At 72.5% G+C, this 14,088-nt stretch carries 14 protein-coding genes and 1 pseudogene; 9 read left to right on the plus strand and 6 right to left on the minus strand.

The window, feature by feature from the left end; all coding sequences use genetic code 11:
- Positions 1–41: 41 nt before the first annotated feature.
- Positions 42–914, minus strand: coding sequence for a formyltetrahydrofolate deformylase (gene purU, locus ACFWPS_RS52825; protein ID WP_383721464.1), 873 nt, complete (start codon positions 912–914; stop codon positions 42–44).
- Between the two features lie 144 nt (positions 915–1,058).
- On the minus strand, positions 1,059–2,108 hold the full coding sequence (locus ACFWPS_RS52830) for an acyl-CoA dehydrogenase family protein (RefSeq protein WP_383721467.1): 1,050 nt from the start codon (positions 2,106–2,108) through the stop codon (positions 1,059–1,061).
- A 135-nt stretch (positions 2,109–2,243) separates the two neighbouring features.
- Between ACFWPS_RS52830 and ACFWPS_RS52835 the strand changes: the two genes are divergently transcribed.
- From ACFWPS_RS52835 to ACFWPS_RS52850, 4 genes and pseudogenes are all read left to right on the plus strand, one after another.
- Positions 2,244–2,594 carry a YciI family protein gene (locus tag ACFWPS_RS52835; protein ID WP_383721499.1) on the plus strand — a complete coding sequence of 117 codons (351 nt, stop codon included), beginning with the start codon at positions 2,244–2,246 and terminating at the stop codon, positions 2,592–2,594.
- Entirely contained in the window at positions 2,594–3,787 is a 1,194-nt protein-coding gene (locus ACFWPS_RS52840; protein WP_383721470.1) for an RNA polymerase sigma factor, read from the plus strand. Before ACFWPS_RS52835 ends, ACFWPS_RS52840 begins: the two co-directional genes overlap by 1 nt.
- Before the next feature lie 148 nt (positions 3,788–3,935).
- Entirely contained in the window at positions 3,936–5,258 is a 1,323-nt protein-coding gene (locus tag ACFWPS_RS52845) for an aldehyde dehydrogenase family protein (RefSeq protein WP_383721473.1), read from the plus strand.
- Between the two features lie 298 nt (positions 5,259–5,556).
- A pseudogene (locus ACFWPS_RS52850) lies at positions 5,557–6,244 on the plus strand (aldo/keto reductase); the annotation flags it as partial.
- Between the two features lie 9 nt (positions 6,245–6,253).
- Here ACFWPS_RS52850 and ACFWPS_RS52855 read toward each other — a convergent pair.
- Entirely contained in the window at positions 6,254–6,712 is a 459-nt protein-coding gene (locus ACFWPS_RS52855; RefSeq protein WP_383721476.1) for a pyridoxamine 5'-phosphate oxidase family protein, read from the minus strand.
- 216 nt (positions 6,713–6,928) lie between these two features.
- Between ACFWPS_RS52855 and ACFWPS_RS52860 the strand changes: the two genes are divergently transcribed.
- From ACFWPS_RS52860 to ACFWPS_RS52875, 4 genes are all read left to right on the plus strand, one after another.
- The gene (locus tag ACFWPS_RS52860) at positions 6,929–7,309 is read left to right on the plus strand and encodes a BlaI/MecI/CopY family transcriptional regulator (protein WP_383721479.1); all 381 of its coding nucleotides are present in this window, start codon (positions 6,929–6,931) and stop codon (positions 7,307–7,309) included.
- A complete protein-coding gene (locus ACFWPS_RS52865; protein WP_383721501.1) occupies positions 7,309–8,241 on the plus strand; it encodes a M48 family metalloprotease in 933 nt (310 codons plus the stop codon). Before ACFWPS_RS52860 ends, ACFWPS_RS52865 begins: the two co-directional genes overlap by 1 nt.
- 166 nt (positions 8,242–8,407) lie before the next feature.
- Positions 8,408–8,800, plus strand: coding sequence for a VOC family protein (locus tag ACFWPS_RS52870; protein WP_383721482.1), 393 nt, complete (start codon positions 8,408–8,410; stop codon positions 8,798–8,800).
- Positions 8,801–8,837: 37 nt separating this feature from the next.
- Positions 8,838–9,908 carry an adenosine deaminase gene (locus ACFWPS_RS52875; protein WP_383721484.1) on the plus strand — a complete coding sequence of 357 codons (1,071 nt, stop codon included), beginning with the start codon at positions 8,838–8,840 and terminating at the stop codon, positions 9,906–9,908.
- On the opposite strand, the gene ACFWPS_RS52880 is transcribed toward ACFWPS_RS52875, so the two are convergent.
- The 3 genes from ACFWPS_RS52880 to ACFWPS_RS52890 are packed head-to-tail and all read right to left on the minus strand — an operon-like array spanning position 9,890 to position 12,910.
- Complete coding sequence (locus ACFWPS_RS52880) at positions 9,890–10,405, minus strand: DinB family protein (RefSeq protein WP_383721487.1); 516 nt, start codon at positions 10,403–10,405, stop codon at positions 9,890–9,892. The two genes, ACFWPS_RS52875 and ACFWPS_RS52880, sit on opposite strands and share 19 nt — an antisense overlap.
- Before the next feature lie 27 nt (positions 10,406–10,432).
- The gene (locus tag ACFWPS_RS52885) at positions 10,433–11,935 is read right to left on the minus strand and encodes a carotenoid oxygenase family protein (RefSeq protein WP_383721490.1); all 1,503 of its coding nucleotides are present in this window, start codon (positions 11,933–11,935) and stop codon (positions 10,433–10,435) included.
- Between the two features lie 60 nt (positions 11,936–11,995).
- Positions 11,996–12,910: a LysR substrate-binding domain-containing protein gene (locus ACFWPS_RS52890; RefSeq protein WP_383721493.1), complete on the minus strand. Its 915-nt coding sequence runs from the start codon at positions 12,908–12,910 to the stop codon at positions 11,996–11,998.
- A 111-nt stretch (positions 12,911–13,021) separates the two neighbouring features.
- On the opposite strand from ACFWPS_RS52890, the gene mgrA reads away from it, so the two are divergent.
- Positions 13,022–14,014 carry an L-glyceraldehyde 3-phosphate reductase gene (gene mgrA / locus ACFWPS_RS52895; RefSeq protein ID WP_383721496.1) on the plus strand — a complete coding sequence of 331 codons (993 nt, stop codon included), beginning with the start codon at positions 13,022–13,024 and terminating at the stop codon, positions 14,012–14,014.
- Positions 14,015–14,088: the final 74 nt, after the last annotated feature.

Raw genomic sequence — 14,088 nt, forward strand, 5'->3', positions numbered from 1 at the left:
GGCCGGCACCCACCTGGGGTGCCGGCCCGCGGTGCGTGGGGTCAGCGGAAGACGACCGTGCAGCGGCCGTTGACCAGCACCCGGCTCTCGCTGTGCCACCGCACGGCGCGGGCGAGCACCTGGGCCTCCACGTCACGGCCCAGCGCGACCAGTTCGTCCGGGGCGTGCGAGTGGCTCACCCGGACGACGTCCTGCTCGATGATCGGGCCCTCGTCCAGATCGGGTGTCACGTAGTGCGCCGTGGCGCCGACGAGCTTGACGCCGCGCCGGTGCGCCTGGACGTACGGCCGGGCCCCCTTGAAGCTCGGCAGGAAGGAGTGGTGGATGTTGATGGCCCGGCCGTCGAGCTGCTTGCACAGGTCGTCGGAGAGGATCTGCATGTACCGGGCGAGCACCACCAGGTCGACGTCCAGCTCGCCGACCAGACGCAGCAGCCGGGCCTCCGCCTCGGCCTTGGTGTCGGGTGTCACCGGGATGTGGTGGAAGGGGATGCCGTAGGTGCGGGCCAGCGGCTCGAAGTCGCGGTGGTTGGAGACGATCGCCGGGATCTCGATGTTGAGGGCGCCCGTGGACCTGCGGAACAGCAGGTCGTTCAGGCAGTGGCCGAACTTCGACACCATGATGAGGGTGCGGGTCGGGGTCGACGCGTCGTTCAGCCGCCAGGTGATCCGGTGCTCTTCGGCGACCGGGACGAATCCGGTGCGCAGCTCCTCCAGCGAGACCGAGCCGTCCGGGACGTCGAAGTGCACCCGCATGAAGAAGCGGTCCTCCAGCCGGTCGTCGAACTGCTGACTCTCCAGGATGTTGCCGCCGTGGCCGACCAGGAAGCCGGTGACGGCGTGGACCAGACCGGCCCGGTCGGGACAGGACAGGGTGAGGACGAACTCGCGGCCGGGCTGCGGTCGAGGCGACATGACATCCTCCTGATGCGCATTGCGCAACGATGTGGACTATACGCAACATGGTCCAGCCAAGGAGGTAGGCGGGTCAAGAGGCAGCGTTCCACTTGGCGCACTACTCCGTGCGATACGCAACGTGCTTCCCTGTCGGCGCCGCCGTCAGCGACCGGACTCGTACCGCTCCGCGAGCCGCTTCAGATGAGCCGTGCGGGACTCGCTCGTCTGGCCCTGGACCAGCAGGAACAGGCCCTCCCTGGCGAGGCGTTGGGCACGGTGGTCCAGGGACATCGCCCGGCCGCCGCCCGACACCAGGGCCGCCGTCGTGGCCGTGCGCAGCAGCGTGAACGCGTCCGCCCGCACCGCCAGCCGCTCCTCCGCGTGCTCGTACGGCACCGGATGGTCGGCCAGCGCGTACGCCCGGCGGCGGATCTCCGCCAGGCGGCCCCGCAGCACGGCCGCGTACTCCTCCTCCACCAGCGCCAGCGCCGCCTCCGCGATCCCGAAGACCGCCGGGTTGGCGTTGCGGGTCTTCGGGCGGTCCGCCGCCGCCCACCGCAAGTACGGCATCCGGAGCGCGACCGCCGCCTCCGGGACGCGCAGGCCGTCCAGGTCCAGGGACACCGTCCGGGACGCGGTGAGCGCCGCCAGGCGCATCGGCTCCGACGGCCGCAGACCCGGCTGCTCCCGCGCCTCGACGAAGGCGAACAGGGCCTCGTCGTCCTCGGTCACGCCGGCCAGCAGCAGCACGTCGTTCAGCCCCCAGCCGGTGTACCAGGGTACGGTGCCGGAGAAGCGCCATCCGTCCGCCTCCCGCCGTACCCGCACGGGGACCCGCGGGTACGACCGCAGATGCGCGTACGCCACCCCCGACAGCAGCTCACCGCGCGCCAGCGGGCCCAGCAGGCGGTCTCGCACCGGCAGGTCCGTCCCCGCCAGGGTCAGCACCGGTGTCTGGTGCTGCGTCTGCACGAACCAGGTCGAGCAGCACGCCCCGGCCAGGATCTCCGCCGTCTCCCGCACCACGGACGCGGGCGCCGCCGAGCCGCCGTACGCCACCGGCGCGCTCACCCCCAGCAGGCCCGAGCGCTTGACCGCCTCGATGTGGCCCGGGGGGACGCCCTCCTGGTCGACGCGCTCGGCGGCGGGGGAGAGGAGGCCGTCGGCGAGTTCCCGGGCGCGGGCGACGAGCGGATGCGCGGCGATGGTCATGGCGGAGATTCTTTCGGCTGCCCGGCGTGCGGTGTCGATCCGGTGGCCCGCCGTTCGTGTAGAAGGCGGGAACACCCCACGGATCACCCCATGGAAATCCCCACGGAACACCTCACGACGACCGAGGAGAACATCATGAAGCACTACCTGCTCAGCGTGGTCCAGCCGGCCGGCGCCACCCCGCCCTCGCCCGACGCGCTCGCCGTGATCATGCGTGACGTCGAGGCGTTCAACGACGAGCTGCGCGCCGCCGGTGCCTGGGTCTTCGCGGGCGGACTGCACGGTCCGGAGACGGCCACCATGCTGCGGCCCGAGGGCGGGGACGTACTGATCACCGACGGGCCCTACGCCGAGGGCAAGGAGTACCTGGGCGGGATCTGTCTCATCCGCGCCGAGGACCTCGACGCCGCCCTGGAATGGGGCCGCAAGGCCGCTCTGGCCACCACCCTCCCCATCGAGGTACGGCCCTTCGCGGACCAGCACTGATGGCGGACGCCGCCGAGGTCGAGGCCGTCTTCCGCGCCGAGTACGGGCGCGCCGTCTCGGTCCTCGTCCGGTTCCTCGGCGACATCGAGCTCGCCGAGGAAGCGGTCCAGGACGCCTTCGCCACGGCGCTGGACGGCTGGCCGCGCACCGGGGTGCCGCCGAGCCCGGCCGGCTGGATCATCACCACCGCGCGCAACCGCGCGATCGACCGGCTGCGCCGTGAGTCCTCCCGGGACGCCCGGCACGCCGAGGCCGCCCGGCTGTACGCGCCCGACCCGCCGGCCGAGGAGGGCCCCGTGCGCGACGAACGGCTCCGGCTGATCTTCACCTGCTGTCACCCCGCGCTCGCCCTCCAGTCCCGGGTCGCCCTGACCCTGCGCCTGCTCGGAGGGCTCAGCACGGCCCGGATCGCCGGCGCCTTCCTGGTCCCCGAGCCCACCCTCGCGCAGCGCCTGGTGCGCGCCAAGGCGAAGATCCGCGACGCGGGGATCCCCTACCGGGTCCCGAAGGACGCCGACCTCCCCGACCGGCTGAACGGGGTACTGGCCGTCGTCTACCTCGTCTTCAACGAGGGGTACGGCGGCGATCCCGCGCTGTGCGCCGAAGCCGTACGCCTGGGACGGCTGCTGTACGAACTGATGCCGGACGAGCCCGAGGTCGCCGGGCTGCTCGGGCTGATGCTGCTGGTCGAGGCCCGGCGGCCCGCCCGGGAGTCGGCGCAGGGCGAGTTGGTGCCGCTGCCCGAGCAGGACCGCGGGCGGTGGGACCGGGAGCTGGTCACGGAGGGACAGGACCTCGTCCGGCGGTGCCTGCGCCGCAACCGCCCCGGGCCGTACCAGATCCAGGCCGCGATCAACGCCGTACACAGCGACGCACCCACCGCCGAGGCCACCGACTGGGGGCAGATCCTGCGGCTGTACGACCAGCTCATGGCCGTCGCCGCGAGCCCGGTCGTCGCGCTGAACCGGGCGGTCGCGGTCGCCGAGGTCGCGGGCCCGGCCGCCGCACTGGAACTGGTCGACGCGCTCGGCCTGCACGGGTACCACGTGCTGCACGCCGTCCGAGCCGACCTGCTGCGCCGGCTCGGCCGCGACACCGAGGCGGTGGCGGAGTACGACGCCGCGATCGAGCTCGCCGACAGCCTTCCCGAACGGGCACACCTCGCACGGAGGCGGGGCGAACTCACCGGCTGACCAGATGTGACCTTCGTCAAGCGCAGTAGTTTCGGACCGCCGGAATTTACTTCGGACCCTGAATGGTTGCAAAGTACATCTGAACGTTTGAGACCTTCGAGACCACAGTCGGGCCCCGAGGCCCGTGCGCATCACCAGCGAGGCATCCGTGAACCAGCCCACCCCCGAGCAGCCCGCCGACATCGTGGCCCGGCTGCGCGCCACCTTCCGCACCGGCCGCACCAAGCCCGTCGAGTGGCGCACCGGCCAGCTCCGCCGGCTGCGCGCCATGCTCACGGAGCGCGGCGACGACATAGCCGCCGCCCTCCACGCGGACCTGGGCAAGAGCACCCGCGAGGCCTACGGCTCGGAGATCGACTTCACCATCCGGGAGATCGACCACACCCTCGACCACCTGGAGGAGTGGCTCCGCCCCGAGTCCGCGCCGGTCCCGAAGCACCTGGGCGGCGACGCGACCGCCTGGACGCAGTACGACCCGCTCGGCGTCGTCCTCGTCATCGCCCCGTGGAACTACCCGGCCCAGCTGCTGCTCGCCCCCGTGGCCGGCGCCCTCGCCGCCGGCAACGCGGTCGTCGCCAAGCCCAGCGAGCTGGCGCCCGCGACCTCGGCCACGCTGGCCCGGCTGCTCCCGGCCTACCTCGACACCGATGCGGTCGCCGTCGTCGAGGGCGGCATACCGGAGACCACGGCCCTGCTCGCAGAGCGCTTCGACCACATCTTCTACACCGGCAACGGCGTGGTCGGCCGGATCGTGATGCGCGCCGCCGCCGAGCACCTCACCCCGGTCGCCCTCGAACTCGGCGGCAAGTCCCCGGCGTTCGTCGACCGGGACACCGACGTCACCGTCGTCGCGGAGCGGCTGGCGCGCGGCAAGTTCCTCAACGCCGGGCAGACCTGCGTGGCCCCCGACTACGTCCTGACCGACCCGGAGACGGCCGTGGCCCTGGAGCCCGCCCTGGCCAAGGCCGTCGAGGGGCTGTTCGGCAGCGCGCCCAAGGAGTCCGGCGAGTACGGCCGGATCGTCAACGAGCGCCACTTCGACCGGCTCAGCGGACTGCTCGGCTCGGGCCGGGTGGCCGTCGGCGGCGACACCGACCGTGCGGCCAAGTACATCGCGCCCACGGTGCTCGCCGACGTCGACCCGGAGTCCCCCGTGATGCAGGAGGAGATCTTCGGCCCGATCCTGCCCATCGTGACCGTCCCGGACCTCGACAGCGCGATCGGCTTCGTCAACGACCGCGACAAGCCCCTTGCGCTCTACGTGTTCAGCGAGTCCGACGGCACCCGGGACCGGTTCGCCGCCGAGACCTCCTCCGGCGCCCTCGGCCACGGCCTCCCGCTCGCCCACCTCACCGTCTCCGACCTGCCGTTCGGCGGGGTGGGGGAGAGCGGCATGGGCAGCTACCACGGCCGCTACTCCATCGAGACGTTCAGCCACCGCAAGGCGATTCTCGCAAAGCCCCTCGGCTGACACCCCACCTCTCCCCGGGCCCGGCCGCACCGACACGGCCGGGCCCGACTGCCTTGTTTCCGGGCGTAGTTGCGGATGCCACGGCGCGGGACCGGCGGCCGGTCGGCTGGTCTACACCTTTGACTGGTCTACACCCTTGACTGGTACAGACCAAAGCAGTTGAGTGTGCCTCACACCCCCCACCGCGGCCGCACCCCCTTCAAGGGGCGCGGCCGTGCTCCGCGAAGGAGTTGATCCGTGAGGCGCCGTATCGCCGCACTCCTGACCTCGCTCGCCATAGGCAGCTCCGCCCTGGTGGCGCTCCGCCAACGAACTCGTCAACACCGCCCTGTCCCCGTACCCGGATGACCTGGTCGTCGTCAGCAAGGTCGGGCCCGTTCCGCGACTGCTCCGGAGAGTGGGGCACCCCGGCCCGCCCCGACCAGCTGCGCGCGCGCGTCGAGGAGAACCTGCGCCAGCTCGGCCGCGACCACCTCGACGTCGTCAATCTCCGCCGGATGGGCCAGGACTCGATCGCCGAGCACTTCGGCGCCCTCGCCGAACTCCGCGAGGCGGGCCTGGTCCGGCACCTCGGGGTCTCGGCCGTCGAACCGCGCCATCTCGACGAGGCGCTGGCCATCGCCCCCGTGGTGTGCGTGCGGAACCGCTGGGGGCTCGACACCCGGGACCCGGAGACCGACGAACTCGTCCGCGTCTGCGGCGAACGCGGCATCGCCTTCGTACCGTTCTTCGCTGTCGCGGGGGAGGCCGGGGCGGGTGGCGTCACCGAGGCCCACGACGAGGAGGTCCTCGCCGTCGCCCGCGCGCACGACGCCACCCCGGCCCGGATCCGCCTCGCCCGGACCCTGCACCAGGGCCCGCATGTCCTCGCGATTCCCGGTACCGGCAACCCGGACCACCTGGCCGAGAACGTGGCGGCCGGCGCCGTCCGGCTCACCGACGACGAGCTGACCCTGCTGAACGCCCTGCACACCAGGGCCGGTTGACGGCCCGGCTCAGACCGCCCACACCCCGTCCCGCATCAGATGCCGGCCACGCAGCTCGTGCACCTCGTGCCAGGCCTGCACCGCGAGCGGCCGGATCCGGAAGAAGGCGTACGACGGGCTGTCCCCGCGCGGGTCCCAGCCCGTCTTCGCCCGCAGCGCCTCGGCCGCCGGCCCGGGCACGCCGGCCGGGGAGAAGACGGTCACCTCCCCGTCGAGCAGCACGACGTCCCGCGTGTCGCCGAGCGCGAGCCGGGCCCGGCCGCCGTCCCGCAGATTGCGGCCGGTCGGGTTGGTGATCCGGGTGGACAGCCACACCGCGTCCGCGTGCCAGACGAACCAGAGCGGGACGAGACACGGCAGCCCGGTGCCGTCCGCCGTGGCCACCCAGATGTCCGTCTCCCGCTCCAGGCGGGCGAGCACGTCGTGCTTGCGCAGCTCGGCGGAGCGAGCCGGGTCCGTGATCTTCATGACGGCGAAGCTACCGGCCGGGCCTTCCGCACGCCTCGGGCCCGCGTCCTAGGTCTCCGGTACCGCACTGCCCGGAACGCTTTCCCGGCCGGCGACCACGCCCCTCCCACGACCGTCTCCCCATAATGGGTTCACAGGCGACGGCCGCCACCGGGCTGACTACACTGCCGTAGACGGTCTGCGGACCGAGGACGAAGAAGGGGTGAGGAACCTTCCATGGCAGACGGAAAGGACGAACGCCGGCCCGCCGGCGAACTGGAGGCGAGCGTCATGGCGGCTCTCTGGGCCGCAGGTGTGCCCCAGACCCCCGGACAGGTGCAGCGGATCCTCGGCACCGCCCTGGCCCGCACGACGGTGACGACGATCCTGACCCGGCTGCACGACAAGGGCGTGGTCGAACGGCATCGCCAGGGGCGCGGCTATGCCTACGTACCCGTCCAGGACGCGCAGGGCCTGACCGCGAAGCGGATGCACACCGAACTCGACCGGGACGTCGACCGGGAGACCGTGCTCGCCCGCTTCGTCGCCCAGCTCAGCCCCGACGACGAGCGGGTTCTGCGCAGCCTGCTCGAAGCCGACGAGCAATCCGGTGGATGATGATCGCACTACTGATCCTGCCACTGCTGCTGCCGTTCGCCCTGCCGCCGCTGGCCCGGCGGGCCCTCGACCGGCTGGCCCCCGCCGTCGCCCTCCGGGCGATCACCGGCTCGGCCGTCGCCGTCGCGGGGTGCTCGCTCGCCGCGCTCGGCGCGTTCGTCCTCACCGGGCTGTTCAAGCTCCCGTTCTTCGCCGCGCTCGGCGAGCTGATCCGGCCCCTGCACACCGCCTCCGACCGCTACGTGCTGCCGCTGGCCGCCGTGTCGGTGGGCGGCCTCGCCGTGTGTGCCTGGACGCTCGCACGGTCGGTGCTCCGGCAGGCCCGTGCCTTCCGCGCGGCCCGCACGGAGGCCGGGCGAGGGCCCGCGGCGGGTGATCTGTGCGTGGTCGACTCGCCGTGTGCGGACGCGTATGCGCTGCCCGGCAGGCCGCACCGGATCGTGGTCACCACCGGAATGCTGCGCAGCCTCGACGGGGGCGAGCGGGAGGCGCTGTTCGCGCACGAACGGGCGCACAACGCGGGCGGCCATCATTACTTTCTCGCCGCGGCCGAGCTCGCGGCGCACTGCCATCCGGCACTGCGCGGGGTCCGGGACGTCATCCGGCTGGCCGTGGAGCGGGCCGCCGACGAGGCCGCGGCGAGCGCGGTGGGGGACCGGCGGCTGACGGCCCGCGCGATCGCCCGGGCCGCGCTGGCGGGGCAGGGCGGGGGCGTCGAGCGGCCGGCGTTCGTGCCGGGTGCCGCGTCCGGGCCGGTTCCGCAGCGGGTGCAGGCGCTGCTGGCCGCTCCGCGGGTACGGCGGCGGGCCGGGGCACGGGTCGCGGTGCTGCTGCTGGTGGCTTGCGCCGGGCTGTCGTGTGCCGCTTCCGCGACCGGGATGATCGACTTTCATCATCGGGTGGAGGTCGCGCAGGGGGAGGCGGAGCGGTAGGGGGCGTGTCGGCGGTCGGCTGCGGGCCGGTGGGGGGCTGGTCGCGCAGTTCCTCCCCCAGCCTTCGGCCGGGAGTACCCCCAGGGCCCCTTTCGGGGCGCTTCAGCTGGCGTCCATGAAGTTTTACGTATAACCTCTCCCGCTAACCGCTCCACGAAAGGCCCCCATGCCACGCGTCGCCCTGGTCACCCTCGTCGTCGGCGACTACGACGAGGCGATCCGCTTCTACACCGAGGCCCTCGGGTTCCGGCTCGTCGAGGACACGCCGCGGCCCGACGGCTCCCGCTGGGTCGTCGTGGAGCCCGGCGGGGAGGGGCGCGGCACCGGGCTGCTGCTGGCCCGCGCCAAGGACGAGGAGCAGCGCGCCCGCGTCGGCGACCAGACGGGCGGCCGCGTCGGGTTCTTCCTGCACACCGACGACTTCGCCCGCGACCACGCCCGGATGACCGCCGCCGGCGTGACCTTCCTGGAGGCGCCGCGGCACGAGCCGTACGGCAGTGTCGCCGTCTTCCAGGACCTCTACGGAAACCGCTGGGACCTGCTCCAGCCCGCCGCCTGACCGATCGCTCAGAACCACCTGCCGAGGAAGCTCCACCATGACTGCTACGCGCGTAGACGCAGATGTGATCCGTCGCCTTCCCAAGGCCGTCCTCCACGACCACCTCGACGGCGGCCTGCGCCCCGCCACCCTGGTCGAGCTCGCGGCCGAGGCCGGTCACACCCTGCCCACCACCGATCCGGACGAGCTGGCCGCCTGGTACTTCGAGGCCGCCAACTCCGGCGACCTGGTCCGCTACATAGCCACCTTCGAGCACACCCTCGCGGTGATGCAGACCAAGGAGGGGCTGCGGCGGGTGGCCGAGGAGTACGTCCTCGACCTGGCGGCCGACGGCGTGGTGTACGGCGAGGTGCGCTACGCGCCCGAGCTGAACGTCAAGGGCGGGCTGACGCTGAACGAGGTCGTGGAGAGCGTGCAGGAGGGGCTCGCCGCCGGCATGGCGAAGGCCGCTGCCGCCGGCACGCCGGTCCGCGTCGGCACCCTGCTCTGCGGGATGCGGATGTTCGACCGGGTCCGCGAGGCCGCCGAGCTGGCCGTCGCCTACCGGGACGCCGGTGTCGTCGGCTTCGACATCGCCGGGGCCGAGGACGGTTTCCCGGCCGCGAACCACCTGGACGCCTTCGAGCTGCTGCGCAGCGAGAGCGTGCCCTTCACGATCCACGCCGGTGAGGCCTTCGGCCTGCCCAGCATCCACCAGGCGGTCCAGGCCTGCGGCGCCCAGCGCATCGGGCACGGCGTCCGCATCACCGAGGACATCGTCGACGGCAAGCTGGGCCGCCTCGCGGGCTGGGTGCGGGACCGCCGGATCGCCCTGGAGATGTGCCCGACCTCCAACCTCCAGACCGGCTGCGCCACCTCCATCGCCGAGCACCCGATCACCGCGCTGAAGGAGCTGGGCTTCCGGGTCACCCTCAACACCGACAACCGGCTGGTGTCGGGCACGACGATGACCCGGGAGGCGTCCCTGCTGATCGAGGAGGCCGGCTGGACCGTCGAGGACCTGCGCACGGTCACGGTGAACGCCGTGAAGAGCGCGTTCATCCCGTTCGACGAGCGCAAGGCCCTCATCGAGGACATCGTCCTGCCGGGTTACGCCGCCGCGCTCTGAAGCAGCCCCCGCAGGTAGGCCGCCTGTCCGACGTGCTGAAGGTCGTCCGACAGCACGCTCACCAGCCGTACGCCCAGCGTGACCGGCGGATCGAAGCGCGTGTCCACGATGCGTTCGAGGTCCTTGGCGGGGAGCTCGCGCAGCACCCCCAGGGTCTGCTCGTGCACCGCGTCGTAGTAGCCGGTCAGCAGGTCGCCGGAGTCCACCGTGACCTTGGCGACCTGCGCGGGGGTGTGGCCGTACCCGTGGTCACGGGGCGGCAGGTCGAGGCCGAAACGCTTCTCCCAGCCCTGGGTCAGCCACACCTGGTCCAGGTCGAAGGCGTCGGCGACGTGGTCGTCCTGGATCCGGGTGAGGTGCCAGACCAGCCAGGTGACGGAGTTGGCGTCGGGGGACGGGCGGGCGTTGAGCAGGTCGGGGTCTGCGCCTTCGAGGGCGGCATGGACTTCTTCCTGGATGCGGCCGAAGCCGTCGATGAGGATGTCCCTTGCATGCATACGACCACGATCGCGCATCGAAGGTCGTCATGCGTCCGGAATCCAGCTTCCGTGAAAGCCCAGCGGCACCCGGCCCGGCAGGTGCACCCGGGCCAGCGGCTCGCCCGTGAAGTCCTGCGCGGCGAGGATCAGCAGGTCGGCGGCGCCCCGGTCGGGGTTGTGGACGTAGGCGAGCGTGTACCCGTCGTCCTCCCGCACCGCGTGCTCGCGCGGCACGAACACCGCCTCCCCGGCCGCGGCGCCCCTCGGCAGCCGGTGCACCTGGGCCGTTCCGCGTGCCAGGTCGTGCTTGAACAGGGCGTTGGAGAAGGCCCGGTCCGGTGGATTGCCGTCGCCGGCCAGATAGGCGACGGACATCTCGGCGGCCGCCGCCGAGTAGCCGTAGCGGTGCCGACGGGACACCAACTCCTCGTTGACACGCGGGAATTCCTGCGGCCGGTCGTCGAGCGTGCGCCTGCGGACCTGCCCGTGGCGCAGGTCGACGGTCCAGCGCTCCAGCTTCCCGGTGCCCACCGCGTGCGGTCCGTCCGTGCGGGTGCCCGCGACGTCGAACGGCGCCGGATAGGTCGTCAGGTCGATCACCACGGAGGTGCCCTCGTCGTACGCGTTGAGGGTGTGCGAGTAGTAGACGGGGTCGACGCCGAACCACCGGACCGCGCCTCCGGACCGTGGCATCACGCCCACCCGCGCCGGGTGTTCACGGTTCCAGACGTACGGCACCAGCGCGCCCGCCTCGGCGGCCGCCGCGTCGAAGGTGACCGGGGTGTCGAAGACGACCACGTGCTTCTCGGTGAGCGCGAAGTCGTGCATCATCGGCGCGTCCGTCACCGGGATCCGGGTGGTGCGGGCGACCCGGCCGGCCGGGTCCACGACCAGGTGCCGGACGTGGTCCCAGGTCGGGTAGTAGGCGATGGCGTGCAACTCGCCCGCCTGCGCGTCGTACTTGGTGTGCGCGGTGAGCGCGCCCTCCAGAGTGCCCCGGAAGTCGTAGGTGCCCACGGTGTTGAGGTCGCCGTCGAGTTCGTACGGCAGCGGGCCGCTCTCCTCGAGCGCGAGGATCCGTCCCCGGTAGGGGATGACATGGGTGTTGCAGGGGAAGTCGTCGGGCGGGACCGGGCCCGGGTAGGACTCCCCGAGCTTCGCGGCCACCTGGGACGAGCGCACCCAGCGGTTCCGGTACCACTCGGCGCGGCCGTCGCGCAGCCGTACGCCGTGCACCATGCCCTCGCCCAGCATCCAGTGGTGGGCGCGCGGATCCTCCAGGCCGAGCACGTTCGGGCCGTTGCGCAGGTAACGGCCGTTCAGCTCCCGCGGGACACGGCCGGTGACCGGCAGGTCGAAGGCCGTGAGTTCCTCGGTGACCGGGGCGAACGCGCCCTCCAGGAACGGATACTGACGATCCGTCGATTCCGCCGCTGCTGCCGCCGGACGCGCCGCCGCCGGTCCGGCCCCCGCCGTGCCCGCCAGTGCGGTCGCCGCCGCGATGCCCGCCGTCCCGCGCAGCACCGTACGCCGTGTGTGTTCCGTCATCTCCGTACTCCCCGTCGTCGTCGTGGACGTCCACGAGTCTGTGCCGGCGGGAGGCCGAGGTCAGGAGGGGCAGGCCCCGTCCGGGGGTGTTGCCAGGCCCCCTGTTTCGAGGAGGGTGATCAGCGCCCGGGCCGCCGGGCTGGTGGCCGTCTCGGGCGGCAGCAGGGCGACCGTCTCGTACGCGGCCTCGTCCGTGTCCTTGAGCGCGAGCGCGGCCAGCGTGGGCCGCTTGTGGCGGAAATGGCGGGGTACGACGGCGACGCCGAGGTTCTCGTCGACCAGGTCGAGGAGGCTGTGCACGTCGTTGACCTCAAGGGCGACCGTACGCCGTACACCCGCCGAGGCGAAGGCGGTGTCGGTCGTACGGCGCGGGCCCCAGTCCGGGTGGAAGTCGACGAACACCTCGCCGCCCAGGTCCTCCGGGGTCACGGCCACCCCGGCCGTCGCCAGCCGGTGGCTGGGATGGCACAGCACGGTCATCGGCTCGCCGGTCAGGGACACCGAGCGCAGCTGGTCGGTGTCGTCCTGGGTGCGGTAGGCGAAGGCCAGGTCGAGCCGGCCCGCCGCCACCTCCTCGGCGAGCGCGCCCGAGCCGGCCTGCCGAAGCCGGATCTCGACGTCCGGGTGCCGGCGCCGGAACGCGGCGAGCAGCCCGGCCACGTGCACCCCGGCGATGCACTGCTCGGTGCCCAGCGCCAGCGTCCCGCGCAGCACACCCTGCACCGCCGCCACCGCCTCGTGCGCCGACCGCACCTGGGCGAGGATGCGCTCCGCCTCGCCGAGCAGCGCCCGGCCCGCCTCGGTCAGCGTCACCCGGCGGGTGGTCCGCACGAACAGCGGCGCCCGCAGCTCCCGCTCCAGGGCCCGGATCGACGCGGACAGACCGGACTGGGACACCATCAGCCGTTCGGCGGCCCGGGTGAAGTGCTGGTCCTCGGCGACGGCGACGAAGTGCTGAAGGTGACGCAGTTCCATGATTGAGCAGCCTAGCCGCACAATTCCATCGGATTCTCCTGTTGGACCACTGCCCGCGGCTCGGGAAAGAGTGGAACCGGTAGATCCTGTGCCCACCCCTCTGGAGTCGCGTTGTACACCGCACACCCCGACCGCTACGCCGACATGCCGTACCGCCGCAGCGGCCGCAGCGGCCTGAAGCTCCCCGCGCTGTCGCTCGGCCTGTGGCACAACTTCGGGCCCGACCGGCCCGTGACGACCCAGCGCGCCATCCTGCGCCGCGCCTTCGACCTCGGCGTCACCCACTTCGACCTGGCCAACAACTACGGCCCGCCGCCCGGCGCCGCCGAGTCCGCGTTCGGCGAGGCCCTCAGGGCGGACTTCGCGGCCTACCGCGACGAGCTGGTCATCTCCACCAAGGCCGGCTACCTGATGTGGCCCGGCCCGTACGGCGAGTGGGGTTCGCGCAAGTACCTGCTGTCCTCGCTGGACCAGTCCCTGAGCCGGATGGGCCTGGACTACGTTGACATCTTCTACTCGCACCGCCCGGACCCGGAGACTCCCCTGGAGGAGACGATGGGCGCCCTGCACTCCGCGGTCCAGCAGGGCAAGGCGCTCTACGTCGGCGTCTCCAACTACTCGGCGGAGCAGACCCGGGAGGCCGCCCGGATCCTCGGCGACCTCGGCACCCCGCTCCTCATCCACCAGCCGCGCTACTCGATGCTCGACCGCCGCCCGGAGACCGAGGGCCTCCTGGACGCACTCGACGAGCTCCAGGTCGGCTCCATCGTCTTCTCCCCGCTGGAGCAGGGCCTGCTCACCGGCCGCTACCTCGACGGCATTCCCGAGGGGTCGCGGGCCGCGAGCGACAGCCCGTTCCTGAACTCGGACGCGGTGACCGAGGACCTGGTCGCCCAGCTGCGCGACCTCGACGAGGTCGCCAAGGGCCGCGGCCAGACGCTGGCCCAGCTCGCCCTGTCCTGGGTGCTGCGCGGCGGGCGGGTGACCTCGGCGCTGATCGGCGCGAGCAGCACGCAGCAGGTCGAGGACTGCGTCGGCGCCGCGCGCAACCTCGACTTCGACGACGAGGAGCTGGCCCGGATCGAGGCCGTCATCAACCGGTGACGGAGGCCGCGGTCAACCGGTGATCGAGGCGCTCACCGGCCGGTGATCGGCGCGCTCACCGACCGGTGAGCGGC

It is taken from the genome of Streptomyces sp. NPDC058457, from assembly GCF_042720695.1.
Classification (GTDB): Bacteria; Actinomycetota; Actinomycetes; order Streptomycetales; family Streptomycetaceae; genus Streptomyces.